We start from the raw sequence: 25,660 nt of genomic DNA, 5'->3' as shown, positions 1-25,660 counted from the left end.
TTTCGCCCGCGCGCCTGACCGAGCACGAGCGTCAGGCGCGCAGCCGCGCCGCCGTGTCGGCGACCGAGGTCCTGGGGTACGCGTCGTTCGCGCGGTTCGCCGCGGAACGCCGCCAAATCCGCGGCTCCGATCCGCGCACGCCACCTCGATCACCCGCGCGGCCGAGGCCTCGGCTTCGGGCCTGTTCGACAGCGGTCGCAACCAGGTCTCGCAGGCAGCCATGCGCCTTGGGCCGCTTGCGGTTCCGCCGTGCCTGGCCCAGCCTGCCAGCGTCAGGCGCGCAGCCGCGCCGCTGTGTCGGCGACCGAGGCCTGGATCTTCGCCCGGTCCACGCGCGTCGGTTCGGCGTCGGTGACGACCTGGTCGCCGGCGACCCACACGTCGCGCACGCGGCGGGAGCCGGCGGCCCACACGAGGTTGGACAGGAGTTGCTCGTCCGGGACGTCCAGGCCGGCCGCGAAGGCCGGGTCGTCGAGGTCGAGGTGGACCAGGTCGGCCCAGCGGCCGGGTTCGAGGGCGCCGATGTCGGGGCGGCCGAGGGCGTCGGCGCCGCCGCGGGTGGCCATCACGAGGACGTCGGCGGCCTTCAGCACGGTGGAGTCGTTGGTGGCCAGGCGGGCGAGCATCGCCGTGAGCTGGAGTTCTTCCCACAGGTCGAGGTCGTCGTTGGACGCCGGGCCATCGGTGCCGAGGCCGATGGCGACGCCGGCCGCGCGCAGGTCGCGGATGCGGGCGATGCCCGACGCGAGCTTGGCGTTCGAGCCGGGGCAGTGGGCCATGCCGACGCCGCGGGCGGCGAAGAGCGCGATGTCCTCATCGGAAAGGTGGATGGAGTGCGCGGCGAGGGTGCGGCCGGCGAACACGCCGAGCGAGTCCAGCAGCGCGGGCACCGAGCCGTACGCGGCGCGCTGCTCGCGGTCCTCGTCGGCGGCCTCGGCGACGTGGATCTGCACCAGCGCGCCGCGCGCGGCCGCCGATTCCGCGGTGGCGCGCAGGCCGTCGGGGTTGAGCATGTAGGCCGAGTGCGGGCCGTAGCCGAGCTCGACGCGGTCGCCGGGGCCGAAGCGCAGGCCGTCGGCGTCGATCCAGCGGTCGATGGCGGCCAGCGACGTGCGCCAGTCCATCCCCGGCAGCTCGATCACCGGCGGCGCCACGAGCACGCGCCCGCCGGTGGTGAGCACCGCGTCCACGAGCTGCTCGCCCTCGAAGTACATCTCGGCGCTGGTCGTGACGCCGTGACGCAGCATCTCGACCGAGCCCAGCAGCATGCCGGTGCGCACGTCCTCGGGCCGCAGCTTCGCCTCGGCCGGCCAGATGATCTCGCGCAGCCACCGCAGCAGCGGCAGGTCGCCGCCCATGCCGCGCAGCAGCGTCATGGGGCTGTGCGCGTGGGCGTTGACCAGGCCGGGCATCAGGATCCCGTCGAGCCGGCGCACCTCGCCGCTGAACTCGGGTGCCTCGGCGACCGGGCCCACGAACGTGATCCGGCCGCTGTCGTCGACGTCCACGACGGCGTCGCGCAGCAGCGAGCAGGCGGGATCGGCGGGCAGGACGACGGGCGCGTGGAGACGGTACGACATGACGAGATAGTACGGGCGTCCCAGACGGCTGTGGTCAGGGTGTCTTCTTGATCAGCTTGCCGTCGGCACCCACCGCGAACCACAGGTTGTCCACGCCCTGGCCGTCGACGTCACCCGGGCCCTGGTCGCCGACGTAGTAGTACAGCGGCCATTTCCCGTACTTGGCCTGCTCGACGCCGGGCGTCCGCTCGGTCGCGGTGAGCAGTTTCTGGTCGGTGCCGGCGCCCGCGTGGAAATCCTTCGCTCCGGTCAGCGCGGGCCACGTGGCGAGACAATCGGCGCCGCACGTGCTGGTGCCCGAAATGTCATCGGCGAAGGCATAAAGGGTCCGACCCGAGCCGTCGGTGAGAATGGGACCGAGGCTCGAGTCGCCGATTTTCACGTCGTCCGAAGACGTCGGCGCGGAAGGGGCCGAGCCGTCGGGTGCGGACGCGGATCCGCTGGTCGAGGGGCTTCCGCAGGCGGCGAGGGTGCCGAGCAGCACGGCACCGGCGAGGACGATCGAGACACGCATGAGAACTCCTGGGGGCGATTGCGTCGAATTCGCGACGAGACACGGCTCGCACCCCGAACCGGTTCAGCCTGATTTTCCGCTGAACCGCCCCGTGCCGGATTCCGTGTCTCGTCGCGAATCCGATGTGAAAGGACGAAACCCCATGCGAGCTCGAATCGCGGCCCTCACCGCGCTGACCGCCGGCCTCGGCCTGCTCGGCGCGGTCACCGCCACCGCCAGCCCCATGCCCGGCACGCCGACCACGCCGGACATGCCCGGCATGAACATGGACATGCCCGGGATGGACATGCCGGGCATGGACATGTCCGGCCAGGGCGCCTCGACCCCGGCCAAGGCGCCGGCCAGCCTGTCGACGGCCATCCAGCGCTCCCAGCAGAAGCCGATCTTCCTGCAGGCCAAGCTCACCGGCGCCAACGAGGTCCCGGTGGCTGGCAAGCCCGCCGTCGGCGACCCGAAGGGCAGCGCCACCGGCATCATCGAGGTGCAGGGCAACAAGGTCACCTACGCGTTTTCGTGGAAGGGCATCAGCGCCCCCACCCTCGGCCACATCCACGAGGGCAAGGCCGGCGTGAACGGCGACGTGAAGGTGCCGCTGTTCGGCACCGCGATGCCCGACACCGTGACCGCGGCCGCCGGCACCGCCACGATCACCGACCAGGCCACGGCCGACGGCCTGCGCAAGAACCCCGCGAACTTCTACCTCAACCTGCACACCAAGGAGTTCCCCGGCGGCGCGGTGCGCGGCCAGCTCACTCCCCTGCGTTCTTCGGTCGACATGCTGAAGCTGCTGCAGGGCGGTGGCCTGCACGCGTTCATGTCGGGCAGCCAGGAAGTCAAGGCCGCTCCGGGCGAGCCGAAGGCCGGTGACCCGAAGGCCAACGCCGTCGCCTTCATCCGCCCCACCGGCACGCAGGTGCAGTTCTCCTTCGCGTGGTTCGGTTTCCAGCCGACGCTGGCCCACATCCACAAGGGCACCTTCGGCAAGAACGGCGCCGTGGTGGTGCCCCTGATCGGCACGACCGTGCCCGCCGGCGTGTTCGCCGTGTCCGGCACCGCGACCGGCCTCGACGCCGCCACGGTGAAGGACATCGCCCGCCACCCGCTGTCGTACTACGCGAACCTGCACGACGCCGCGTTCCCCGGCGGTGCCGCGCGCGGCCAGCTGTTCTGAGTCCGCGGCAGCACGAAATTCAGCACTGACCCGGAATCCGTGAAGGGCGCCTTGAGGGACTCGCACTCCCTCAAGGCGCCCTTCACAGCATCAGGCGAACCCGGTTCAGTCCACAACCCCGCTGCGCCAAGCCCACGCGGCGATCTCCACCCGGTTGCGCGCCCCGACCTTGCCCTGCACCGAAGCCAGGTGCGTCTTCACCGTCGAGAGCGACAGGTACAGCTCCGCCCCGATCTCCGTGTTCGTGAGGCCACGAGCGGCGGCCTTCACCACGTCGAGCTCACGCGCCGTGAGTGGTTCGGACGGCGGCGGCACGCTGCGCTTGTGCCCGTTGGCGCCGTCGAAGTGCTTGAGCAGCCGCACGGTGATCTGCGGCGACACGAGCGCGTCGCCGCGTTCGGCGGCGCGGATGGCCTCGATCAGCAGCGCCGGGCCGGCGTCCTTGAGCAGGAAGCCGCTGGCGCCGTTGCGCAGCGCGGTGTGCACGTACTCGTCGAGGTCGAACGTGGTCACGACCACCACCTTCAGCGGGTCGACCACCTCCGGGCCGGCCAGCTGGCGGGTCACTTCGAGGCCGTCGAGGCCCGGCATGCGGATGTCGAGCAGGCAGACGTCGGGACGCAGCTCGCGCGCCTTGGTCACGGCCGAGACGCCGTCGGCGACGTCGGCCACCACCTCGATGTCGTCCTGCGCGTCCAGGATCATGCGGAATCCCATCCGCACCATCTCCTGGTCGTCCGCGATCAGTACCCGGATCACCCGTCATCCCCGTTCGCCTCGAGTGGCAGCCACGCTTCCACGCGCCAGCCGCCGTCGGGCCCGCGCCCGGCCGTGAGCCGGCCGTGCAGCAGGGCGACGCGCTCGCGCATGCCGACCAGACCGTAGCCGCCCGAGCCGCCGGCCGGTCGGCGAGCCTGCTCGCTGCCGTCGTCGCGCACCTGCAGGTGCAGTTCGCGGCCGGTCACCTCGGCGTGGACCAGTGCTTCGGTCGCGCCGGCGGCGTGTTTGCCGACGTTGGTGAGCGATTCCTGCACGAGCCGCAGCGCCGAGCGGCCGACCTCGTGCGGCAGGTTCGCCGGCAGGTCGAGCATCAGCGTGGTCTTGATGCCGTGGTTGGCGCCGTCGACGAGTTTGCGCAGGTCGGCGACCAGGTCGGTGGTGGCTTGCTCACTCAGGTCACTCGCGCCGGCGGGCGCGTCGCCGCGCATGCTGCGCACGAGCCGGCGCATCGCCGCGAGCGCTTCGGTGCCCGCGTCCTCGATGCGGCCCATGGCCTCCAGCGCCAGCTGCGGGTTCTTCTCGCCCATCATCCGCGCGGCCTGCGCCTGCACCACGATGCCGGTCACGTGGTGGGCCACCACGTCGTGCAGCTCGCGGGCCAGCGCCATCCGCTCGGTGGTCTGGGCGTCGGTGACCGCGGCCTTCATCACCTGCGTGCGCTCGGAATCGCGCGAGCGCAGGAAGAGCCCGACGGCCACGGAGATCCCGAGCACCAGGGCGGCCGCCAGCGCGAGCGAGCCGATTTCCTGCGGGTCGGTCATCGGGCGGAAGCCGCCCGGGCGCGTGTTCAGGATCGCGCCGACCGCGACCACCGCGGCCAGCACGGCGATCCGCGGCCACGCCTTCACCAGCGGCACCGCCCGCACCAGGTTCACGACCACCCCGATGCCGGCGATCATCTGCGTGGGCGCGATGCCACCTACGAGCTCGTAGTTGTAGCCGAGGTGCAGGAACGGCACGACGAGCGACGAGAGCAGGATCAAGCCGGCCACGCCCAGGATCGCCTCGGCGGGGCGGCGCGGCGAGAGCACTGCGACCACGGCCGCGCCGAGCGAGCAGAACAGCACCGGGAACCCGCGCGTGCCACCGTCGTAGGTGAAGCCGAATTCGAAGAGCAGCGCGATCGCGAGCGCGCCGATCAGGGGCCACTGGCCCATGGCCAGCGAGTTGACGCGGCGTAGCTTGCGCAGCCGCTGCTCGCGTTGTTCGCGCTGCCCGTCCGAGCGCGTGCGGCCCGCCACGCCGATCACCACGGCCGCCACGAGCAGCACACTGCCGAACAGCAGGGCCGACACGATCGTCGACGACGCGATGTCGCCGTAGGAGTAGCGCCCGAACACCGCGATCAGCGTGGCGACCACCAGCGTCGAGATCGTCGCGAACGCGACGCCGGGCCGCACCCGGCGGGCGACGTAGTAGGTCATCTCGGTGCCGGCCACCACGTCGGTGATGGAGAGGTTCGCGAGCACGCTCGAATACGCCGGCGTGTGCAGGTAGCGCTGGAAGATCGTGAAGGCCACCAGCGCGAACGCCGCCACCAGCGCGGCCACGGCGGCCCGCCGGCGCGCCCAGATCGCGCAGCCCACCATCGCGAAGATGCCGGGGAACAAGGCGAAGTCCACGAACCGCGGGCCGTGGTCGTCGAGGGCCGCGTCGGTCACGAACACGAGGTCGAACAGCAGCGCGGCGAGCAGCACCACCACGGGCATGCCGAGGCGGCGCACGAGCTCGGTCACACGCGCGGAGAAGGTGGAAGACGGTGAAGCTTGGGACACAACCGAACGGTAGAGGATCTCGGGCCGCCCGCACCTTGGCCAGGTGGTTCGAGCCGCATCGGCCGATCGGCCGATGCCGGTGCTCGGCGGACTGGCCGTCTGCCCGAAGTGGACACCGGGCCCGATCCGTGAAGGTGGTCACCGACGAACTCGAAGATCAACGCACATCGAGAAGCAGCCACATCGAGAAACAAGGGGAGAAGCACCCGGATGAGCAATCCACAGTGGACTTCCGGCCCGGTGCTGTCGGGGCGCGGGCTGGTGAAGCGCTACGGCGGGCAGTACGCGCTGGCCGGGATCGACATCGACATCCAGCCGGGCGACGCGGTGGCCATCGTGGGGCCGTCCGGGTCCGGCAAGACGTCGCTGCTGCACGTGCTGGCCGGCATCCTGCGGGCCGACGGCGGCGAGATCCACCTCCTCGGCCGCCGCATCGACAACCTGAACGAGAAGAAGCGCAGCGAGCTGCGGCGCACGGAGTTCGGGTTCGTCTTCCAGTCCGGCATGCTCGTGTCGGAGCTGACGGCCGAGGAGAACGTGGCGCTGCCGTCGCTGCTCGCGGGCAAGGGCCGGCGCGAGTCGGTGGCCGCGGGCCGCGAGTGGCTGGCCCGCCTCGGCCTGGCCGGCAAGGAAACCCGCCGCCCGGGTGAGCTCTCCGGTGGTGAGGCCCAGCGCGTGGCCATCGCCCGCGCGCTCACGCACCGGCCGAAGGTGATCTTCGCCGACGAGCCCACCGGCGCCCTCGACACGCGCACCGGCCGCGAGACCATGCAGGCGCTGCTCGGTGCCGCGCAGGAGTCCGGCGCCGCGGTGATCGTGGTGACGCACGACCGCGAGCTCGCCGAGTCGATGCCGAAGACCGTGGCGATCCGCGACGGCCTCATCGCCACGGCGACCGGGCAGAAGAGGTTGGCGGTATGAACTCGCTCAAGCTCGCCCTGCGGGTGCTGCGCGTCGATCGGCGCACGCGCACCTCGGCGATCCTCACCGCGGTCGGGGTCGCGGTCGCGACCGGCCTGGTGCTGCTGCTCGCGGCGCTGCCGTTCGCCACGCAAGTGCGTGAACAGCGCGGCATCTGGCAGTCGTACTACAACTTCGACACCGACGGCACGCCGGTCATGCTCGTGACCGGGTCCAAGGACTACTTCAACGGCCAGGAGATCACCCGCGTCGACCTCGCGGTGACCGGGTCCACGGCCGGGCTGAAGCTGCCCGCCGGGATCTCGAAGCTGCCCGGCCCGGGCGAGACGCTCGTGTCGCCGGCGCTGGGCCGGCTGCTGAACAACACACCGGCCAACCAGCTCGGTGATCGCTTCGGCAAGCCCGTCGCCGCGCTCGGCGACCAGGCGCTGAAGTACCCGGAACAGCTCGTGGCCCTCGTCGGCCACAGCCAGCAGGAGCTCACGGCCACCGAAGCCGAGCGCGCGACCGAAGCCGTCGCGCAGCCGGTGAGCGCGTTCCCCGACCAGCAGGCGAAGGCGGATCCGCTGCTCACACTGCTGGCGTGGGTCGGCATCATCGTGCTGCTGGTGCCGAGCCTGGTGCTCGTCGCGTCGTCGGCACGGCTCACCGCGGCCCGGCGCGAACGCCGGCTCGCCGCGATCCGGCTGGCCGGGGCCACACCGGGCCAGGTGACGTCGATGGTCGCCGGGGAAACGATCCTGTCCGCGGGCGTCGGGGCCCTGCTCGGCCTGGGGATCAGTCCGGCGCTGCACGGCTTGGCGACGTTCGTGCCGTGGGGCGGCGGAACCTGGCTGGCGTCGGACTTCACGATGCCGATCGCGCTCGAGGTGTTCATCGTGATCGCCATCCCGGCGCTCGTGGTGCTGGCCGGAGTGCTCGGCCTGCGGCGCGTGCTGCGCAACCCGCTCTTCGCGACGGGCGGCCACACCGTGAAACCGCTGCGCTGGTGGCGGCTGCTGGTGCTGCCGGTGGCCGGCTTGTTCTTCCTCTACGCCGTGTCCTCCGCCGGCGACGGCGGGCCCAGCATGGTGCTGATCGGCCTGGTGCTGCTGGTCGGCTCGGCGGTCGTGGTCGGGCCGTGGGTGACCTCGGCGGTCGGCGGCACGTTCGTGCGCGGCTGGCGCGGACCGTCGGCGCTGCTGGCCGGACGCCGGCTGCGCGACGACCCGAAGGGCGCCTACCGCGCCACGGCGGGCATCGTGCTCGCGGTCTTCACCGGTTCGATGGCGCTCACGCTGCTGCCGTCGTTCGAATCCCTCGCCGGTGGCGGGCGCACGTACGCGGATTCGGTGCTCTACGCCGACAGCAGCCCGGACAAGGCCGCGGCCGTCCTCGACCACGCCAACGCCGCGCTGGCCCGCTACGGCCAGCAGGAGCGCGCGATCTCCGTGGGCCAGGTCTACCTGGTGCAGGGCACGGGCGAGCAGCGCTCCTACCAGCGGGCCCTGGTGATGTCCTGCGCCGACGCGGCCCGGCTGACCCGGCTCGGGATCACCGCGGCCGACTGCAAGCCCGGCGTCGGGCTGTACACGCCGTACGAGCAGGACGCCGCGCAGTACCGCGTGGTCGGCGACCCGGAACCCAGTGATCCGGGCCAGCCGCTCGGTGCGGTGCCCACGGGCACGTTCCGGATGGCCGACGACGTGAGCGGCTCGTACCTGCTCGACCCGTCGGCGGTGCCGGCCGGCGTGAAGCTCGGCGCGGCCACCGTGATCGCGCCGACGACCCCGGCCGACCGCGAGATCGTGCGCACGGCGCTGGCCTCGGCCGCGACCGGCGCCGAGGTCGGCAGCCGCGACCAGTACCTCTACGACCAGCAGACGCAGCTGCAGGACCTGCGGCGGGTGACGGTGATCGGGCTGATCGCCGCCGGGGTGCTCGCCGGCTGCAGTGCGGCCGTCGCCACGGCGGGTTCGATCATGGACCGGCGCCGCACGTTCGGTGCCCTCATGGCGGCCGGCACGCCCGTGAAGGTGCTGTCGCGGGCGCTGCGGATGGAGACGGCGCTGCCCGCGCTGGTCGCGACGATCGGGGCCGGCGTGGTCGGCATCCTCGTCGGGATCGGGCTGTTCAGCACGGCCGACGAAGGCAGTGTCGTGTTCAGCCCGTGGATCTTCGCCCCGGTCGTGCTCGGCGTCGGGGTGGCGCTGCTCGGAGCCTCGATCTGCACGCCCGCCCTGCGGCGCGTGCAGGCGGAACCACTGGCCGACGAGTAGCGGGCGGTCCGCCCTTCGCGGGGACGGGCGGACGCCGGGGGTGAAAAAGGGGAGAAAAGGCCGCTGCCGGGGATGGGACCCCGGCAGCGGCCTTTTCACGACGGCAGCGGCCTTTGCTTACGGATTTTCTACGACCCTTGCCGACCCGACCAAAAGCAGGCGGGAACCCAACGGGAGGTCACCACGCTTCGCGACCGTCCCCGCCGTGGCTGTGGTCGGGTCGGCAAGCAACGACACAGTTTAATGCTTCTCGAAAATGAGGTCGTGTGATTCGCGGCCTTCGGCGTCGGCGCGCTGTTCGAACTTCGTGCGCGGCCGCCATTCCGGGCGCGGGGCCCAACCGCCCGGTTCGTCCGCGAAGCGGTTGCGCAGACCGGGCTCGGCCGAACACACCTCGAGCATCTGCTCGGCGTAGTTCTCCCAGTCCGTGGCCAGGTGGAACGTGCCGCCGGGCCGCAGCCGCGACGCGACGAGCGCGACGAACTCCGGCTGCACGATCCGGCGTTTGTGGTGGCGCTTCTTCGGCCACGGGTCCGGGAAGAACAGCCGCACACCTTCGAGCGCGCCGGGCTCCACGTGCTCGGTCAGCAGGATCACCGCGTCGCCGTGCATCAGGCGCAGGGTCTCGACGCCGAGCTTCTCCGCGCGCAGCATCAGCTGGCCCAGGCCCGGGTCGTAGACCTCGGCGGCCACGTAGTTGAGCTCGGGCGCGGCCGCCGCGAGCTGCGACGTCGTTTCGCCCATGCCGGAGCCGATCTCCAGCAGCACCGGCGCTTCGCGGCCGAACCACTCGGTGAAATCGACGGGTCCGGCCGGCAGGTCGGCGACCGTGCGGCCCAGCCGCGGCCAGAGTTCGTCCCAGGCGCGCTGCTGGCCGACGGTCATCCGTCCGCCGCGATTGACATAACTGACCACGCTGCGCAGCCGTGGCTGGTCCTCGTTCTCCACCCGGACAAGATACGGGCGGGTCAGCGGACCGCTTCGAACTCCCCGAGCCGAGCCCGCAGTCCGGCGAGCCCGGACACCGGGATCGGGCGTGGTGTCGGGCCCGTGTGGGCCGGCAGCACGTCGATCCAGCCGGGGTGGCGGTCGGTGTTCAGCACGGTGGTCGGGATGGAATGCCCGGACTTGCCGCGCTCCGACGGCATGAACTCCCAATAGCCCGATTCGCCGTCGGCGGCCCAGGGCACGAACTCCCAGCCGGGCCGGCGGGACAGCAGCTGCTGGATGCGGTCTTCGATGCGGAACCCGAGCGCCCGCGACTCGAGCCAGCCGGCCGCGACGGCGCGCAGCCACCACGGCGCGGGCAGCGGACCTTCGAGGCTGCCGGCCCGGCGGTAGAGCGCGAGCACGAGATCTTCGGCCGCGCGGTGCACCCACGCCTGACGCAGATCTCCCGGCCGCATCGCCGGCTGCGCGAACCGCGGCAGCTCGATCGCCTGCGACCATTCGAGGTCCAGCATCGGTTCGAGCCGGGGTTGAGGCGCGTTCGCGCTGCTTTTTTGAAGTGTCGCAGCCTGAAGTGTGGCAGCGCTGGTTCGCAGCGCTTCGTGGTGTTCATTGAGCGCCGCTTCGTTGCGGGCTGTGGGAATGGGACTCATGAGCCCCTGACCAGCGTCCACCGTCAAGGTTCACCTCCGGGGAGCTGAGACGGACGAGCACGCTCTTGATCTCGAATATCCTGGTGACTCAACCAGTATGTCCGCTCGCTGTGAGAGAAGCCACAAGCACTTAACGGCGTCTTAATCCGTTTGCCTCGCAGACACCCGATCTGCACGTGCAGATTAACGCGAATGTGCTCTCGCCTCGCTCCGCTGCTGCGGCCGTGATTTCTCCACCGGTTGTCGTCGCTGCTCGGCGTGGTCTCGCGGTGGCTCATCGAGGCCCGGGTGACCTCAGGAAAACGAAAAGATCCGGGTCGCCCCCCGAATTGGCGACCCGGATCTTTCTTCCTATCCCCTATTTCCCCCGTTCAGCCGGTTCGGCCCCCGCCGGTCCCGCCCGAACGTCCCTGTGGTGGGTCTTGTCAGGCGTCGCGCTTCTTCGCGACGCCGATCGCGATGGCCAGGAGCACGATCGCGATGCCCGCGAAGTACGCCAGCGACCAGCCCTGCGAGAGCACCGCGTCCGAAGGCGGCGGGCCCTGCGTGGCGCCGCCGGCCCCGCGGAGGAACTTCTCGGCGACGTTGAACGGCAGCCACTCGTGGATCTTCGGGCCGACGGTCGGGATGAGCTGCACGAGGCTTTCCACGGCCAGCACGTAGATCAGCAGCAGCGCGATCGCGCCGGCGCTGTGGCGGATCAGGATGCCGATCGCCACCGCGATCACCGCGGCGAGGGCGAAGAGCACGCCGACACCGGCCACGTTGATCCACTCGGCCGAGGTGTCGAGCGCCAGGGCGTCCGACGGCCGGATCGCGTACCCGAGTGCCCAGGCGCCGAACGCGCCGATCTCGCCGATCACGAGCGAGAGCAGGGCGACGACCGTGGCCTTGGCCACGAGCACGGAGGTGCGGCCCGGCACGGCCTGGAACGTGGTGCGGATCGTGCCGAAGCGGTATTCGGTGGTCACCGACAGCGCGGCGAGCACCATGATCACGGCGACGCCGAACTGGTAACCGAACTGGGTCGTGGCGACGTCGATGGTCGCCTCGCTCGGCGCCGCGCCCGCCACGAGCGCGGAGAAGCCGGCGGTGAGGACGATGGCGATGAGGGCGCACCACCACGGTGAGCGGGTGGTGAAGAGCTTGATGCGTTCGACCGCGAGCAGAGTCATGGTTCTTTCCCCGGAATCCTTGCGAAAAGTCGAGTGGTCAGCGGGCGGTGGGCTGGAGGGCTTGCTGCGCCTCGGCCTCGAGCCCGGTGTGGTACTCGACGGAGTCGCCGGTGATCTGCATGAAGGCCTGCTCGAGCGAACCGGTCTGCGGGCTCAGCTCGTGGAGCACGATGCTCGCGGAGGCGGCCAGCTCACCGATCTTGGCACTGTCCATTCCGGACACGATGAGCGCTTCGCCCGAGTCGGTCACCTGGGCGCTGGCGCGCACCAGGGCCTCGCGCAGGGCCGGCAGCTGCGGCGAGCGCACCTTCACGGTGTTCTCCGCGGCCCGCGCCACGAACTCCTCGGTGGAGGACTGCGCGATGAGCTGCCCCTTGCCGATCACCACGAGCTCGCTCGCGGTCAGCGCCATCTCCGAGAGGAGGTGGCTCGACACGAACACCGTGCGGCCGTCGTCGGCCAGGCGGTGCATGAACTTGCGGATCCAGAGGATGCCCTCGGGGTCGAGACCGTTCACCGGCTCGTCGAAGAGCAGCACCTCCGGGTCGCCCAGCAGCGCGCCCGCGATCCCCAGCCGCTGCGACATGCCGAGCGAGAACCCGCCGGCGCGCTTGTTCGCGACGGTGGTGAGACCCACGATGTCGAGCACTTCGTCCACTCGCGACGCCGGGATGCGGTTGGACCTCGCCATCCACTGCAGGTGCGCGCGGGCCGAGCGGTTGGGGTGCACCCACTTCGCGTCGAGCAGCGCGCCGACCGTGCGCAGCGGGTCCTTCAGGTCGTGGTAGCGCTTGCCCCCGATGCGGACCTCGCCCCCGGTGGGGTTGTCGAGCCCCAGGATCATGCGCATGGTGGTGGACTTGCCGGCGCCGTTCGGGCCCAGGAAGCCCGTGACCTTCCCCGCGGCCACGTTGAACGACAGGTTGTTCACCGCCAGCGTGCTCCCGTACCGCTTGGTGAGACCTGATGCCTCGATCATCCCCTGCTCCCTCTGTTACGGCTTGTGTGCCGCTTACCGGAGATATCCTGACCGAGCCGGACCGGTCTCCGCGTCATCCTGTGGGTCGAACTCGTCACCCGACCTGAGTAGTACCCAACCGCCAAAACGGTTGATGTGCGATCGGTGAAACCCCTGAGGTGACCCTGAACTTCGGCGTCCGAAGACCCGCGAAATGGATCGAGAACTCAGGCGAGACCCGGACGGGCGAGACCCGTCTCGTAGGCCAGCACCACGGCCTGCACGCGGTCGCGCAAGTCGAGTTTCGCCAGGATACGGCCCACGTGCGTCTTCACCGTGGCCTCGGAGAGGAAAAGAGTTTCAGCGATTTCGAGGTTCGACATGCCCTTCGCGATGAGCACGAGGACCTCGCGTTCGCGGTCGGTCAGCACGTCGAGCTCGCTCGCGTCGCGCACCGGCGAGCCGCCGGCTCCCACGAAGCGGTCGAGCAACCTGCGAGTCACGGAGGGTGACACCACGGCCTCGCCGGACGCGACCGACCGCAGCGCGGACACGAGGTGGTCCGGCGGGGTGTCCTTGAGCAGGAACCCGGACGCGCCACCCTGCAGGGCCGCGTACACGTACTCGTCGAGGTCGAAGGTGGTCATCACCAGCACCCGCGCGGTGCCGGCCGCCACGATCTGCTTCGTGGCCTCCACGCCGTCGAGCACCGGCATGCGCACGTCCATGAGCACCACGTCGGGCCGCAGCTCCTCGGCCAGCCGGATCGCCTGCGCGCCGTCGCCGGCCTCACCCACCACGTCGATGTCGGCTTGCGCGCCCAGCACCATCCGGAAGCCGACGCGCATCAGTTCCTGGTCGTCCACGACCACCACTCGGATCACGGCGCCAACCTAACGGGCAGCACGGCCCGCACCTGCCACCCACCGGCGGGCGCGGGGCCCACCTCGAGCGTTCCGCCGTAGACGTTCGCGCGCTCGCGCATCCCGATCAGCCCGTTCCCGCCCGCGACCTGCAGTCGCGGGGCCTTCTTCGACGGCGCGCCGGCGCCCACCGTCACCTGTTCGAGCTGCCGCGCGCGCCCGGCGCCGTCGTCGCGCACGAGCACCTCCACGGTGTCGTTCTTGCCTTCGCTCCAGCGCCGCACGTGCACCTCGGCCCGCGCGCCGGTGCCGGCGTGCTTGAGCGTGTTGGTGAGCGATTCCTGCACGATGCGGTAGACGCCGAGCGACACGCCGGCGGGCAGGTCGGTGAGGCCGTCGTCCACCCGCAGGTCCACCGTCATGCCGGCGCCGCGCATGCGTTCGGCCAGTTCGCCGAGCGCTCCCGCGTCGGGCTGGGGCACGCGGGGCTCGCCGTCGCCGTGGTCGCCGCGCAGCACCTCGAGCAGCCGGCGCAGCTCGCCGAGGGCGCCGCGGCCGGTTTCGGAGATCGTCTGCAGCGCCCGGCCGGCCAGCTCGGGGTTGGTCGGCAGCGCGAGGGCCGCGCCGTCGGCCTGCACCACCATCACGCTCACGGAGTGGGCCACCACGTCGTGCAGCTCGCGCGCGATGCGGCCGCGCTCCTCGGCCACGGCGATGCGCGTGGCCTGATCGCGTTCGGTCTCCAGCAGGTGCAGGCGGGCTTCCACCTCCAATTGGTACGCGCGGCGCGCGCCGACGAACTCGCCGAGCGTCCAGCACAGCGCGATGCCGAAGGCGGTGAACAGCGCGTTGCCCAGCCACGGTGTCGACCGGTCGAGAACGATCTCGACCGCGGTCATCAGCACGAGCGCGCCGACGTAGATCAGGCCCTGCTTGCGGCCGATGTAGACCAGGATCGAGTACAGGCTCATCGCCAGCGCCGCGACGGAGGAGAAGCCGAGCGACAGCGACGCGTGGGCGATGGCGACGAAGTACACGACATAAGCCGAGGCCAGCGGCTTCTTCCGCCGGAACACGAGCGGCGCCACCATGGCGACGTCGATCGGCAGCGCGATGAACCACGCCGGCGGGTGGCTTTCGGTGCCCACGCTGCCGCCGACGTAGAGCACCAGGTCCAGGAACAGCAGGAGTGCGGCGAGCAACGTGTCCCCCGCCATGGGGTGGGCACGCATCCAGAGGCTCAGCCGTCGCACCCGACAAGATTATGTCCGCGACCGGGCACGCCGCGTCATCCTCCGGTAGCACTGTCGGTCGCACTCAAGTAGCTGCGGCATGGCACGATTTCCGGGCGGGCACGCCGGACGAGAGGGGACCAGGGCCGTGACGGAGCTGGGTCGCCTCGCAGGCCCGCTGTCGATGTCGGTCGCGCAGCTGTGCCAGCGGCTCGCCACGCAGGTCTCGCCGCGCACGGCCGCCGGGTTCGCCGAGGTGCAGCGCCGGCTCGCCGCGCCGCTGCAGGTGGCCGTGGCCGGGCGGATCAAGTCGGGCAAGTCCACGCTGGTCAACGCCTTGATCGGGCGCCGGGTCGCGCCCACCGACGTCGGTGAGTGCACCCGCCTGGTCACGCGCTTCCAGTACGGCACGGTGGACCGCGTCGAGGTCGTGTTCACTGACGGCGCGAAGCAGGTGCTGCCGTTCGCCGCCGACGGGTCGATCCCGGCCGAGCTGGGCGTGGACATCAAGAAGGTGTCGCACCTCGAGGCGTACCTCACCAACGCGGTGCTGCAGGGCATGACCGTGATCGACACCCCGGGCCTCGGCTCGCTCGACGCCGCCTCCGTCTCGCGCACGGAGCAGCTGCTGGGCGCGGCGCAGGAGGACACCGGTTCGGACAACCTCGACGACACCTCGCGCAACGCCGTGGCCGGCGCGGAAGCCGTGCTCTACGTGGTGACCCAGGGCGTGAGGGCCGACGACCAGCAGGCGCTCGCCGCGTTCACCGCCGCCACCGCGAGCCGCGAGGCGGGCCCGGTCAACGCGATCGCCGTGCTGAACAAGGCGGACACGATCGTCGCCGAGACCGTGGCGGGGTCGGGCGGCGACGTGTGGCTGGCGGCGAAGCTGCTCGCCGAGAAGCAGGCGAGCACGCTCAAGCCGCGGGTGGCCGACGTGCTGCCGGTGATCGGCCTGATCGCCGAGTCGGCCGAGTCGGGCGGCTTCACCTCGGCCGACGCCGACGCGCTGCGCCGGCTCGCGGACCTCGACGACGACGTGCTCGAGACCATGCTCATCTCGGCCGACCTCTTCACCAGCTGGGAGTGCGACGTGCCGGCCGGCGTGCGCCTGCGGCTGCTGGAGAAGCTCGATCTGTACGGCATCCGCCGCGCGGTGGACGCGATCCGCGCCGAGCCGGCGATCACCGCGGGCGCGCTGCGGCGGGTGCTGCTCGACGCGTCGGGCCTCGACGCCGTGCGCCGGCGCCTGGCGGTGGTGTTCGCCGCGCGCGCCGACGGCATCAAGGCCGCCGCGGCGCTCGCGTCGGTGACCGCGCTGGCCCACACCTCGGGTGACGCGGGCGAGCGCCAGCGCGTGCACGACGCGATCGAAGTGCTGCTCGCGAAGCCGGAAGCGCACCAGTTGCGGCTGCTGGAAGCGTTGACGCTGGTGGCTTCGGGCGCTGTCGACATGCCGGAGGACCTCGCCGAAGAGGTGCTGCGCGTCGGCAGCAACGCCGACCTCGGCGCGCAGCTCGGTCTGCCGGGCGCCGCGCGGCCCGAGCTCGCCGCGCACGCGCTCGAACGCGCGGGCTGGTGGCGCTCGTTCGCCTCGTTCGGCGCGACGCCCGCGCAGAGCCGCGTGGCACACGTGGTGCACCGCGCCTATTTCCTGATCTGGCAACAGATCCGCATGCCTTAGGAATGCTCTCGCGCACGCGTAGGGTGGATTTCGTGCGGCTGGAGAACACCACCTCGTGGCGGGCGTCCTGGGGGAGCGAGCAGGCGATCGACATCGCTCTGTACCTCCGGGACGTTTTGGCGTTGTCCGTCGCCGAAGGGCAACTGCTGCCGCCGGTGGAGCCCGCGGTGCCCGTGCGCGTGCCGCCGGCGATCAACCGCGCGGCCGTGCAGGCGCAGTGGGCCGACTGGTGGACCGATCTCCTGGAGTTCGTGCGCCAGCGCGGAGAGTCGGGTGTGCGGACGCCGCGCGGCCGCTTCGGCCGGCCCGCGCCGGGCGACGGCTCGGCGATCGACCTCGCCATCCAGCACTTCACCCCGGCCGCCGCGCGCCACTTCGCGGAGGCCCGGCGGCCCGCGTTGCACGCGGCGGTAGGGGCCGCCGGGTTCTACCGCCGGCAGATCGTGGCGGGTGACCGGCTGGGGCAGCTCGTGCGCGAGACGGAGGTCGATCTCGGCCGGCGCGCGCGGCCGTTCCGGCTGTCGGTGATCGAGATTTCAGTGGCGGGCCGCGTCTGGCTGCGCACGGCGGAGGACCAGATTCTCGTGTCGTCGCGCTTCGCGGAAGACGTGCCTTCGCTGGAGCAAGCGATGCGGTCGGTGATCCGCGACCTGGCCTGACCTGGGCACTGGTCGACGCGCAAGCGTTTGCGCGCGCGTTCCGCTGCCGTCCGGTCGCCCTCTGCTCCAGACTGGTCCCATCGCAGCGGACCGAGGGGGGTGACGGGCATGGCCTGGTTCCGGCAGCGCGAAGCCGACGAAGGGACCGGAACCACCACCGGCACCTCGGCGTCGAACACGGATGTGGACGTCGTAGCTGCCCCCGGTGATCTCGAACGCGCGCTGGCCGACCGTCAGGCGCTCATCCAGCTCTGCCTCTACGCCCTCGACCGCGCCCGCAGCGGCGGCGTGGTGCAGCGGCTCGAGCACGGCCTCGCCGACATCGGCGTGACCGCGCTGCGTCCCGACGGCGAGCGTTTCGACCCCTCGTGCCACGAGGCCGGCGGCGCGATCCCGACCGACGACCCGGCGCTCGACGGCGTGGTCGCCGAGACCGAGGTGATCGGCTTCGCCGAGGGCGAGCGGCTGCTGCGCGCGCCCATCGTCACCGTCTACGCGAAACGAGCGTGATGACCGCACCGAGCCTTCCCGCCCAGGTCCAGACCGCTCGGGAGCAGCTGCTCACCGTGGTCCGCGACGCCGATCCGCAGGCCGCGAAGTGGGTCGACGACGTGCGCCGGGCGCGTGCGGGCAAGCCGTCGGTGGTTGTCGTCGGCGAGACCAACCGCGGCAAGAGCACGCTGGTCAACGCCCTGCTGGCGACGCCGGGACTGTCCCCTGTGGACGCCGACGTCGCCACGGCCACCTACCTCGTGTTCGAGCACGCCGAGCAGTGGGCCGCGCAGGCGTGTTACCCGAGTCAGCTCGCGCCCGTCCCGATCGAGCTGCCCGACCTGGTCAACTGGGTCTCCGCCGCCCACGAGCTGCCGCCCGGCCAGATCCCGCCGCGCTACGTGGAGGTCTCGGGTCCGGTGCCGCTGCTGGAACGCGTGACGCTGGTCGACACCCCGGGCGTCGGCGGCCTCGACTCCTTCCACGGCGAGCTCGCGCGCGAGGCGGCGGCGAGCGCGACGGCGCTGGTGTTCGTGCTCGACGCGTCGGCGCCCTTCACGTCCACGGAGCTGCAGTTCCTGCGCGATGTGGCCGACCGCGTGGAGACAGTGCTGTTCGTGCTGGCCAAGACCGACGCGTTCCGCGGCTGGCGCGAGATCCTCGAAGCCGACCGGCAGCTGCTCGCCCAGCACGCGCCGCGCTTCGCCGACGCGGTGTTCCACCCGGTGTCGGCGCGGGTGTTCGAGACCGCCGCGAAGGCGCCGAACGAGCAGGTCGCGGCCCTGTTGCGGGAGAAGTCGGGCATCGCGGCGGTGCAGGTCGCGCTGCAGGAGATGCTCGTCGGCCGCGCGATGATGCTCAACGAGGCCAACACGCTGCGCGCGCTGGCGAGCGCGCTGGCCGGGATCAAGGCGAAGCTGCAGGCCGAGAGCCGCGCGCTGTCGGCGGGTGAGGCCGAAGCGGAGCAGCTGCGGATGCGCCGGGACCAGCTGCAGGCCGAGCGCCGCTCGTCCACGCGCGGCTGGCAGCTCAAGCTGCGCGGCGAGATCCAGCGCACCCGCGTGGAGGTGGGCCACGAGAGCAGCCGCGAAATGCGCGACGCGCAGACCCACTTCCGCCAGCGCATCGACTCGGCCAAGCGCGACGAGCTGGCCGCGCTGCCGCAGCAGGTGGACCTCGCTTTGCAGACGACGTCGCAGCGGGTGTCGATGCTGCTTTCGCACCGGCTGAACCACGTGACCAACGTGGCGTTGTCGGAGCTGTTCTCCCCCGAGGAGCTCGACGTGATCCGCGCGCAGTTCGCGCGCGCCGGCGGCCCGCCCGTGGTGCTGCGGCCGCCGGACAAGAAGCCGCCGACGGCCGAGGACAAGCTGCTGGTGTTCATGGGCATCTCGGGCGGCGTCGGCGCGGGCAAGATCGCCGCGTTGCCGCTGGCCGGCGTCGCCATCCTCAACCCGGTGGTGCTGCCGGCCACGATCATCATCGGCCTCGGCGCCGGCTGGTGGATGGCGCGCACCCGCAAGCACGCGGCCGACAAGCAGCACATGAAGCAGTGGCTGGTCGAGGCGATCGCCGACGCGCGCTCCACGCTCGACCAGCTCGTGGCCGAGCAGCTCATCGAGGCCGAGCAGCAGCTGTCGATGGCGCTCGACGAGGCGCTGAGCCGCCGCATCGAGGCGATCGAGGCCGAGCTCAAGGACGTGGACCGCACGATCAAGATGGGTGCGCAGGAGCGCGCGAAGAACATCGCGATCGTCTCGAAGCGCCTGAAGGAGGCCACCGACGGCCACGCGCGGGCGGAATCGCTGCTCGGGCGCATCCGAACCCTGCGTGATCGGGTGTGATCAGCTTGTGGACGGGAACCGAACCGGCCTAACGTGAGTCCTACCGATCGACAGCTGAACGCAGCCGGCGACACCCGGTCCTAAAAGGGGGCTTTTCCCATGTGGGTCGACGAGAGTGGCGGCACCGACACCGGCACAAGCGGACCCGAGGCGATGACGGTCCACGTCGAAGGCCAGGACTACCAGGCGGAGGTCAACTACGACGTCGACTCCGACGGCGTGAACGACACCGCCATCGTGGAGCACGACGACGGCTCGGCGCAGGCGTTCATCGACTCCGACGGCGACGGCGTCGCCGACGAGTACGCCGTGCTGGACAGCTCCGGACACGTCGTGGACCAGGCGGTTTACGACGACTCGACCGGCTCGTGGGTCGAGTCGGGCGCCGGGCACCCCGGCGGCACCGACACCCACTCGCAGGACGACTCGACCGGCGGCCACATCCACGCCGACCTGCCCGACGGCGAGGTCGACGCCGGCGCCGCGACGGTCGACACCGACCACGACGGCCACAACGACACCGCCCTCGTCGAGACCAAGGACGGCGGCACCATGGCGTTCACCGACACCGACGGCGACGGCGAGGCCGACGTCGCGGTGGAGATCGGCGCCGACGGCAGCACCCACACCTACGAGCACACCGGCGCCGGCCAGTGGACCGAGGCCGAGGCCGCCGGCGTGCGCGCGGCCGACCCGGCGGGCGACGCGGCCTGGGGCGGCGACGGTACGCAGCTGCTGTCCGGCGTCGCGAAGATCGATTCGGGAACCGGACAATGGATCAGCCCCAACTGACCCATTTGTAACTCACGTCACATCGGGCCCGGCACTCGCCGGGCCCGTTGTCGTTTCCGGACCTCGGTGATCTTCGCCCGAATTGAGCATCCCGCATCGAAAGGATTTCCGGCGCTGGACCAATCCGGTGACAACTGAATCGATTCCCTTATCGTTCTTGTGAGAGAACCGACAGGTCAGCTCTCGGTTACCTGCCGGTCATCCGGCTACAGTCGGGGAATCCCAAAAACCCGCACACCGGTTCGCCGCCGGTGTGCGAAGCCATTCGGTCGCCGGCAACGAGGCCCGCACCCGGACACCGCGGTCCGGCGTGTGGGCTTATTTGTCGTCGGAAGTTCGGAAGTCAGGAGTAGAGATGACCGCAGTCGCCATCCCCGGACTGGACAATGCGCCGACGACGCACAGTGGCGTGCTGTCCTGGGTCCGGGAGGTCGCCGAGCTGACGACCCCGGACCGCGTGGTGTGGGTCGACGGGTCCGACGAAGAGGCCGCGAAGATCAACGACGAACTGGTCGAGGCCGGGACCTTCGTGAAGCTGAAGGCCAAGCCGAACTCCTACTGGGCCACTTCCGACCCGGGCGACGTCGCTCGCGTCGAGGACCGGACCTTCATCTGCTCGGAGAACGAGCACGACGCCGGCCCCACGAACAACTGGGTCGCGCCGGCCGAGATGAAGGCCACGATGACCGAGCTGTACCGCGGCTGCATGCGGGGCCGCACGATGTACGTGATCCCGTTCTGCATGGGTCCGCTGGCTGACGAGAACCCCAAGCTGGGACTGGAAATCACCGACTTCGCCTACGTCGTGGCGTCGATGCGCGTGATGACCCGCGCGGGCAAGGCGGCGCTGGACAAGTTCGTGGACGCGGACGGCACCGAGCGCGACTTCGTACCGGCGCTGCACTCCGTGGGCGCGCCGCTCGAGCCGGGCCAGAAGGACGTGTCCTGGCCCTGCAACGACACCAAGTACATCTCGCACTTCCCCGAGGAGCGCGCGATCTGGAGCTACGGCTCGGGCTACGGCGGCAACTCCCTGCTGGGCAAGAAGTGCTACTCGCTGCGCATCGCGTCGATCATGGCGCGCGACGAGGGCTGGCTCGCCGAGCACATGCTGATCCTCAAGCTGATCTCGCCCGAGGAGAAGGTGCACTACGTCGCGGCGGCGTTCCCGAGCGCCTGCGGCAAGACCAACCTCGCGATGCTGCAGCCGACCATCCCGGGCTGGCGCGCCGAGACCCTCGGCGACGACATCGCGTGGATGCGCTTCGGTGAAGACGGCCGGCTCTACGCGGTGAACCCGGAGTTCGGTTTCTTCGGCGTCGCGCCGGGCACCGACTACCACACCAACCCGAACGCGATGCGCACCATCGAAAAGGGCAACACGGTGTTCACCAACGTCGCCCTGACCGACGACGGTGACATCTGGTGGGAGGGCATGGAGAACACGCCCGAGCACGCGATCTCGTGGAAGCACCAGGACTGGACGCCGGAGTCGACCGAGAAGGCCGCGCACCCGAACTCGCGCTACTGCACGCCGATGTCGCAGTGCCCGATCCTGGCGCCGGAGTGGGACGACCCCAACGGTGTGCCGATCTCGGCCATCCTGTTCGGCGGCCGCCGCAAGACCACGGTGCCGCTGGTGAACGAGGCCCGCGACTGGCAGCACGGCGTGTTCATGGGCGCCACCATGTCGTCGGAGACCACGGCGGCCGCGGCCGGCGCGGTGGGCAACGTGCGCCGCGACCCGATGGCGATGCTGCCGTTCCTCGGCTACCACGCCGGTGACTACTTCAAGCACTGGCTCACGCTGGGCAAGAACGCCGACGCGAACAAGCTGCCGAAGATCTTCTACGTCAACTGGTTCCGCCGCGGCGACGACGGCCGCTTCCTGTGGCCGGGATTCGGCGAGAACTCGCGCGTGCTCAAGTGGGTCATCGAGCGCGTCGAGGGCAAGGGCAACGCCGTCGAGACGCCGATCGGTTTCGTGCCGCGCGCCGAGGACCTCGACACCGAGGGCCTCAGCGAGCCGGTTGCCGACATCGAGGCCGCGCTGCAGGTCAACGCCGAGGAGTGGCGTGAAGAGCTGCCGCTGATCGAGGAGTGGTTCGCGAAGATCGGCGAGGTGCCCACCTCGCTGCGTGACGAGCTCGACGCGCTGGCCCAGCGCCTGAGCTGATCGTCTGTCCGAAGGGGACGTTCGCGCCGGTTCTGGCGGGAACGTCCCCTTCGTGCTTCAGCGGCGCGAAGATCGTCAGACGTGCCCGGTAGCGTGAGCGGCATGGAGCTCGTTCTGCGGCCGGTGCGCCGGTGATCATCGACGCCCGTGGCCTCGGCGTGAAGGCCGGCGACCTGTGGCTGCTCGACGACCTGGACTTCTCCGTCGAGCCGGGCGAGTGCGCGGTGCTCGTCGGCCCCAATGGCGTCGGCAAGTCCACGCTGCTGCGGTGCCTGTACGGGATGCAGGAGCCGCAGCGAGGCCGCGTGCGCATCGACGGCGAGAAGCCTGACGAGCGCAGCGTCGCCTTCCGCCGCAAGGTCTCCGTGCTCTTCGACGACTCGGATTTCTTCGCCGAGCTCACGCCGCTGCAGCACCTGCAGCTGCTCGCCGGCTCCTTCGACACCGACCTCGGCGACTTCGACGCGCTGCTGGCGGACGCCGGCCTGGCCGACCGCGCCCGCGTCACGTCGGGGCACTTCTCCGCCGGCCAGCGCCGCCGCCTGCTGCTGCTCGGCGTCACCGCGCGGCCGCACAAGGTGCTGCTGCTCGACGAACCCGAGCGCGCCCTCGACACGGCGGGCAAGGACTGGCTGGTGGACCTCATCAAACGCTCCACGTCCGCGGGCGCCGCAGTGGTGGTCGCCACGCACCACCAGCCCCTGCTCGACGCGGCCGACAGCGTGCTCGAGCTGTGGTGACCGCCGCGTCCCGGCCGCGCGAAGTGGCCGCCCGGTGGTGACCCTCGGTACGCGGCTGCGGGTTCCCGGCCGCAAGCGCTTCGGCGGGATCTTCAGCGGCGACAGCGCCACCTTTGTGCTCATCTTCGGCGTCGGATTCCTGTTCACCGCGTTCTTCCGCACCGACGCGTGGCACCGTGTCCTGTTTGGACCGTCCCCAGTGGACTACCCGGCGGTGCTGGGACTGGTCACGCTCTGTTGTGCCGTGGGCTGGCGCAGCCTGCTGCGGCGCGGCTTCGTGTGGACGGAGCCGGCCGAGCTCACATGGATGGACTACGCGCAGGTGGACCGGCGCCGCGTCGTGGCCGCGCGGCTGGCCGGTGGCCTCACGGGGTTCGTGATCGTGGTCGCGTACCTGGCCGGGCTGATGCTGGCCGTCGGCGGCAGCTCGCTCGACCTGTGGCGCGCGGCGCTGGCGCTGGTGGTGAGCAGCGGGGTGCTGGTGTTCGCGACGGCGCGGCGCACCGCGTTGCCGGTCGACCTCGTCGGGCCGGTGCTGCTGGCCGTGCTGGGCGTGGTGATCGCGGCGGCACGCCTCGGACCCGTTGCGGTGCAGTACGCGGGCGCCGGCATCCTGCTGTGCGCGCTCGCGTTGTCCTTCGGCGGCGAGCCGGTGACGCGTGCCGGCCGCGCGCGGCTGCTGGACGGCTGGAACGCGCGCGTGCTGCGGTCGGTCGCCGTGACGTTCCTCGACCCGATGATGATGCTGCCGGAGGCCACGGAGTCGGGCCGGTGGTCGCTGGCCCGGCCGACCCCGGTGCGGCTGGCCGTGGCGGGTGTCGCCGGACGGTCGCGCTACGCCGGGATGCTGCTGCTCGTGGCGCTCGCCGTCGCGGTGGGCCACGTGGCCGTGCCGACGCTGCCGGGTTCGGTGCTCGTGGGCCTCGGCGGGTACGTGGCGCTGACGCCGTTCGGCGCCGGTCTCGGGGTGCTGTGGCGCAACCCGGGGCGGCGGCGCTGGCTGGGGTCCACGGATTCGGAGCTCGTGCTCGCCCACGGCGTGGTACTGGTGGTGGTCGCCGTCGTGTGGTCGGCGCTGCTCGCCGGCGCGCTCGCGGCGCTCGGCACGTCGGTCGACGCGCTGGCCTGGGTCACGGTCGCACTCGCTGTGCTGTCGGTGTTGCGCACGGTCACGCGCAAGCCGGTGGACTACAGCAGCGCGGGATTCGTCGACACCCCGGCCGGTCCGTTGCCCGCCAACCTGGCCCGTCAGCTCTTCCGCGGGCCGGATCTCCTGGTGGTCGGGATCGCGGTGCTCTGGCTGCTCGGCTGAGCGGCTATTTCCGGGTTAGGCTCCCACGCGACGAAGGCACCTCCCGAAAGGAGCTGACGTGGGCGGTGGACACGCTCCGGGCACCGGCCGCCGGGCGACCAGTGAATTCCCGCCGGGCTGGAGCGACGAGCAGATCATCTCGGTGATCAAGGACGTCGCCAACGATCCGAGCGAACCCCGCACGCAGCAGTACAACGGCCGCTGGCGCTGCGTCGGCGAGCGCTACGGCGTGCAGGTGGTCGCGCTGGTCGACCCGGAGGGCTTCGTCCACACGGGATATCCCGTGGCCGGCACCGGTGTCGTGCGCAATCCGGACACCGCGCGCGACCCCGCGAACCCCACCGTGGCCGACCGCGCCGAGAACCGCATCAGCTACTTCACCGACAGCTTGCTCGACCTGCTGTCCGACCGACTGCCGGACCACGACCTGGCCTACTACCGTTCACTGCAGTGGTCGGGCGAGTGGGAAGAGCTCACCGACACGCTGGCCGCGCACATCACCATCGCCGACGTGCCGCTCAGTCCCGACGAGCTCTCGGACTTCGAGAAGCTGCTGAACTCCTTCGATCTCCCGGTGCGCGCGTGTGCGTTCATCAACGACCGGGACCACATCCTGGCCAAGCTGCACGGCTGAGCTTCGCGTCAGCTGGCTTGGGACAACGCGTCCTTGAACGCGGCCTCCGGGTCCTCGCACGCCGTGCGCAGCTGCTCCAGCGGCACGCCCACCGCGTCGGCGATCGCCGCGACCGTGAAGAACGCCGGCGTGGGGATGCGACCGGTTTCGATCTTCCGCAGCGTTTCCACCGAGATCCCGGCCTCCGCCGCGACGTCGACCATGCTGCGGCTCGCGCGCGCGGCGCGCAGCGCGACACCGAGGCGCTCACCGCGTGAGCGCTCTTCGTCCGTCAACGGCACCCGAACCATGCCCGGCAGTCTAGTCGAAAGTTGTCCACCGCCTGTGGACAACTCTGTGCACAAGGTGTGGAAAGTCGCTTGGGCCAGGCAACCACAACACCTGGGACCCGTTTTGACGGCGGCCACCGTCCCTGGATCATCACCGAAACCGGTCCCGGACGGCTGTCCACGAGGTTGTCCACAGCTTGACCAGGGATGGCCAAATCGTTGCCCGGTTT

The 25,660-nt window shown here is 71.0% G+C and carries 23 protein-coding genes; 12 read left to right on the top strand and 11 right to left on the bottom strand.

Going from position 1 to position 25,660, the window contains the following annotated elements; genetic code table 11:
- Nucleotides 1–272: 272 nt before the first annotated feature.
- Nucleotides 273–1,580, bottom strand: a complete 1,308-nt coding sequence (locus VSH64_RS36485; RefSeq protein ID WP_326567298.1) for an amidohydrolase family protein — start codon at nucleotides 1,578–1,580, stop codon at nucleotides 273–275.
- Nucleotides 1,581–1,614: 34 nt separating this feature from the next.
- Nucleotides 1,615–2,094 carry a COG4315 family predicted lipoprotein gene (locus tag VSH64_RS36480; protein WP_326567297.1) on the bottom strand — a complete coding sequence of 160 codons (480 nt, stop codon included), beginning with the start codon at nucleotides 2,092–2,094 and terminating at the stop codon, nucleotides 1,615–1,617.
- A 142-nt stretch (nucleotides 2,095–2,236) separates the two neighbouring features.
- On the opposite strand from VSH64_RS36480, the gene VSH64_RS36475 reads away from it, so the two are divergent.
- Nucleotides 2,237–3,265 carry a CHRD domain-containing protein gene (locus tag VSH64_RS36475; RefSeq protein WP_326567296.1) on the top strand — a complete coding sequence of 343 codons (1,029 nt, stop codon included), beginning with the start codon at nucleotides 2,237–2,239 and terminating at the stop codon, nucleotides 3,263–3,265.
- 105 nt (nucleotides 3,266–3,370) lie between these two features.
- On the opposite strand, the gene VSH64_RS36470 is transcribed toward VSH64_RS36475, so the two are convergent.
- On the bottom strand, nucleotides 3,371–4,024 hold the full coding sequence (locus VSH64_RS36470) for a response regulator transcription factor (RefSeq protein ID WP_326567295.1): 654 nt from the start codon (nucleotides 4,022–4,024) through the stop codon (nucleotides 3,371–3,373).
- Nucleotides 4,021–5,820, bottom strand: a complete 1,800-nt coding sequence (locus tag VSH64_RS36465; RefSeq protein ID WP_326567294.1) for a sensor histidine kinase — start codon at nucleotides 5,818–5,820, stop codon at nucleotides 4,021–4,023. Before VSH64_RS36465 ends, VSH64_RS36470 begins: the two co-directional genes overlap by 4 nt.
- Nucleotides 5,821–6,030: 210 nt before the next feature.
- Between VSH64_RS36465 and VSH64_RS36460 the strand changes: the two genes are divergently transcribed.
- Nucleotides 6,031–6,741, top strand: a complete 711-nt coding sequence (locus VSH64_RS36460; protein ID WP_326567293.1) for an ABC transporter ATP-binding protein — start codon at nucleotides 6,031–6,033, stop codon at nucleotides 6,739–6,741.
- Nucleotides 6,738–8,999 carry an ABC transporter permease gene (locus tag VSH64_RS36455; RefSeq protein ID WP_326567292.1) on the top strand — a complete coding sequence of 754 codons (2,262 nt, stop codon included), beginning with the start codon at nucleotides 6,738–6,740 and terminating at the stop codon, nucleotides 8,997–8,999. Before VSH64_RS36460 ends, VSH64_RS36455 begins: the two co-directional genes overlap by 4 nt.
- A 240-nt stretch (nucleotides 9,000–9,239) precedes the next feature.
- On the opposite strand, the gene trmB is transcribed toward VSH64_RS36455, so the two are convergent.
- The 6 genes from trmB to VSH64_RS36425 all read right to left on the bottom strand — a co-directional run bounded on the left by trmB (nucleotide 9,240) and on the right by VSH64_RS36425 (nucleotide 14,828).
- Complete coding sequence (gene trmB / locus VSH64_RS36450; RefSeq protein ID WP_326567291.1) at nucleotides 9,240–9,947, bottom strand: tRNA (guanosine(46)-N7)-methyltransferase TrmB; 708 nt, start codon at nucleotides 9,945–9,947, stop codon at nucleotides 9,240–9,242.
- Between the two features lie 20 nt (nucleotides 9,948–9,967).
- Nucleotides 9,968–10,462, bottom strand: a complete 495-nt coding sequence (locus VSH64_RS36445) for a hypothetical protein (protein WP_326567290.1) — start codon at nucleotides 10,460–10,462, stop codon at nucleotides 9,968–9,970.
- Nucleotides 10,463–11,025: 563 nt separating this feature from the next.
- Entirely contained in the window at nucleotides 11,026–11,775 is a 750-nt protein-coding gene (locus tag VSH64_RS36440) for an ABC transporter permease (protein ID WP_326567289.1), read from the bottom strand.
- A gap of 37 nt (nucleotides 11,776–11,812) precedes the next feature.
- Entirely contained in the window at nucleotides 11,813–12,754 is a 942-nt protein-coding gene (locus tag VSH64_RS36435) for an ABC transporter ATP-binding protein (RefSeq protein WP_326567288.1), read from the bottom strand.
- A gap of 206 nt (nucleotides 12,755–12,960) precedes the next feature.
- On the bottom strand, nucleotides 12,961–13,617 hold the full coding sequence (locus VSH64_RS36430; protein WP_326567287.1) for a response regulator transcription factor: 657 nt from the start codon (nucleotides 13,615–13,617) through the stop codon (nucleotides 12,961–12,963).
- Nucleotides 13,614–14,828, bottom strand: coding sequence for a sensor histidine kinase (locus VSH64_RS36425; RefSeq protein WP_456062109.1), 1,215 nt, complete (start codon nucleotides 14,826–14,828; stop codon nucleotides 13,614–13,616). The genes VSH64_RS36430 and VSH64_RS36425 overlap by 4 nt, the downstream gene beginning before the upstream one ends.
- Nucleotides 14,829–15,012: 184 nt before the next feature.
- Here VSH64_RS36425 and VSH64_RS36420 point away from each other — a divergent pair, with 184 nt between their 5' ends.
- The 9 genes from VSH64_RS36420 (at nucleotide 15,013) to VSH64_RS36380 (ending at nucleotide 25,161) form a co-directional block, all read left to right on the top strand.
- The gene (locus tag VSH64_RS36420; RefSeq protein ID WP_456062108.1) at nucleotides 15,013–16,512 is read left to right on the top strand and encodes a dynamin family protein; all 1,500 of its coding nucleotides are present in this window, start codon (nucleotides 15,013–15,015) and stop codon (nucleotides 16,510–16,512) included.
- 32 nt (nucleotides 16,513–16,544) lie between these two features.
- The gene (locus tag VSH64_RS36415; protein ID WP_326567285.1) at nucleotides 16,545–17,171 is read left to right on the top strand and encodes a hypothetical protein; all 627 of its coding nucleotides are present in this window, start codon (nucleotides 16,545–16,547) and stop codon (nucleotides 17,169–17,171) included.
- Nucleotides 17,172–17,279: 108 nt separating this feature from the next.
- On the top strand, nucleotides 17,280–17,681 hold the full coding sequence (gene grpE / locus VSH64_RS36410) for a nucleotide exchange factor GrpE (protein ID WP_326567284.1): 402 nt from the start codon (nucleotides 17,280–17,282) through the stop codon (nucleotides 17,679–17,681).
- Nucleotides 17,681–19,507 (top strand): dynamin family protein, encoded by a 1,827-nt coding sequence (locus tag VSH64_RS36405; protein ID WP_326567283.1) that lies wholly within the window; start codon nucleotides 17,681–17,683, stop codon nucleotides 19,505–19,507. The genes grpE and VSH64_RS36405 overlap by 1 nt, the downstream gene beginning before the upstream one ends.
- Nucleotides 19,508–19,606: 99 nt before the next feature.
- Nucleotides 19,607–20,299, top strand: coding sequence for a hypothetical protein (locus VSH64_RS36400; protein WP_326567282.1), 693 nt, complete (start codon nucleotides 19,607–19,609; stop codon nucleotides 20,297–20,299).
- 355 nt (nucleotides 20,300–20,654) lie between these two features.
- A complete protein-coding gene (locus tag VSH64_RS36395; protein ID WP_326567281.1) occupies nucleotides 20,655–22,475 on the top strand; it encodes a phosphoenolpyruvate carboxykinase (GTP) in 1,821 nt (606 codons plus the stop codon).
- Nucleotides 22,476–22,609: 134 nt separating this feature from the next.
- Nucleotides 22,610–23,215 (top strand): ABC transporter ATP-binding protein, encoded by a 606-nt coding sequence (locus VSH64_RS36390; RefSeq protein ID WP_326838126.1) that lies wholly within the window; start codon nucleotides 22,610–22,612, stop codon nucleotides 23,213–23,215.
- A gap of 34 nt (nucleotides 23,216–23,249) precedes the next feature.
- A complete protein-coding gene (locus tag VSH64_RS36385) occupies nucleotides 23,250–24,527 on the top strand; it encodes a DUF6297 family protein (RefSeq protein ID WP_326567280.1) in 1,278 nt (425 codons plus the stop codon).
- Between the two features lie 58 nt (nucleotides 24,528–24,585).
- The gene (locus tag VSH64_RS36380; RefSeq protein WP_326567279.1) at nucleotides 24,586–25,161 is read left to right on the top strand and encodes an EndoU domain-containing protein; all 576 of its coding nucleotides are present in this window, start codon (nucleotides 24,586–24,588) and stop codon (nucleotides 25,159–25,161) included.
- A gap of 8 nt (nucleotides 25,162–25,169) precedes the next feature.
- Here VSH64_RS36380 and VSH64_RS36375 read toward each other — a convergent pair whose 3' ends face one another.
- Nucleotides 25,170–25,451, bottom strand: coding sequence for a helix-turn-helix domain-containing protein (locus tag VSH64_RS36375; RefSeq protein ID WP_326567278.1), 282 nt, complete (start codon nucleotides 25,449–25,451; stop codon nucleotides 25,170–25,172).
- Between the last annotated feature and the right edge of the window lie 209 nt (nucleotides 25,452–25,660).

Source organism: Amycolatopsis rhabdoformis (genome assembly GCF_035918295.1).
Taxonomy (GTDB): Bacteria; Actinomycetota; Actinomycetes; order Mycobacteriales; family Pseudonocardiaceae; genus Amycolatopsis; species Amycolatopsis rhabdoformis.
This window is presented reverse-complemented; position numbering and strand designations above follow the sequence as displayed.

Excerpts from the sequence above, each read along its gene's own strand:
- VSH64_RS36485 (WP_326567298.1), bottom strand. The coding sequence starts at position 1,580 with ATGTCGTACCGTCTCCACGCGCCCGTCGTCCTGCCCGCCGATCCCGCC.
- VSH64_RS36480 (WP_326567297.1), bottom strand. The coding sequence starts at position 2,094 with ATGCGTGTCTCGATCGTCCTCGCCGGTGCCGTGCTGCTCGGCACCCTC.
- VSH64_RS36475 (WP_326567296.1), top strand. The coding sequence starts at position 2,237 with ATGCGAGCTCGAATCGCGGCCCTCACCGCGCTGACCGCCGGCCTCGGC.
- VSH64_RS36460 (WP_326567293.1), top strand. The coding sequence starts at position 6,031 with ATGAGCAATCCACAGTGGACTTCCGGCCCGGTGCTGTCGGGGCGCGGG.
- VSH64_RS36455 (WP_326567292.1), top strand. The coding sequence starts at position 6,738 with ATGAACTCGCTCAAGCTCGCCCTGCGGGTGCTGCGCGTCGATCGGCGC.
- VSH64_RS36445 (WP_326567290.1), bottom strand. The coding sequence starts at position 10,462 with ATGCTGGACCTCGAATGGTCGCAGGCGATCGAGCTGCCGCGGTTCGCG.
- VSH64_RS36440 (WP_326567289.1), bottom strand. The coding sequence starts at position 11,775 with ATGACTCTGCTCGCGGTCGAACGCATCAAGCTCTTCACCACCCGCTCA.
- VSH64_RS36435 (WP_326567288.1), bottom strand. The coding sequence starts at position 12,754 with ATGATCGAGGCATCAGGTCTCACCAAGCGGTACGGGAGCACGCTGGCG.
- VSH64_RS36425 (WP_456062109.1), bottom strand. The coding sequence starts at position 14,828 with ATGCGTGCCCACCCCATGGCGGGGGACACGTTGCTCGCCGCACTCCTG.
- VSH64_RS36420 (WP_456062108.1), top strand. The coding sequence starts at position 15,013 with ATGTCGGTCGCGCAGCTGTGCCAGCGGCTCGCCACGCAGGTCTCGCCG.
- grpE (WP_326567284.1), top strand. The coding sequence starts at position 17,280 with ATGGCCTGGTTCCGGCAGCGCGAAGCCGACGAAGGGACCGGAACCACC.
- VSH64_RS36405 (WP_326567283.1), top strand. The coding sequence starts at position 17,681 with ATGACCGCACCGAGCCTTCCCGCCCAGGTCCAGACCGCTCGGGAGCAG.
- VSH64_RS36400 (WP_326567282.1), top strand. The coding sequence starts at position 19,607 with ATGTGGGTCGACGAGAGTGGCGGCACCGACACCGGCACAAGCGGACCC.
- VSH64_RS36395 (WP_326567281.1), top strand. The coding sequence starts at position 20,655 with ATGACCGCAGTCGCCATCCCCGGACTGGACAATGCGCCGACGACGCAC.
- VSH64_RS36375 (WP_326567278.1), bottom strand. The coding sequence starts at position 25,451 with ATGGTTCGGGTGCCGTTGACGGACGAAGAGCGCTCACGCGGTGAGCGC.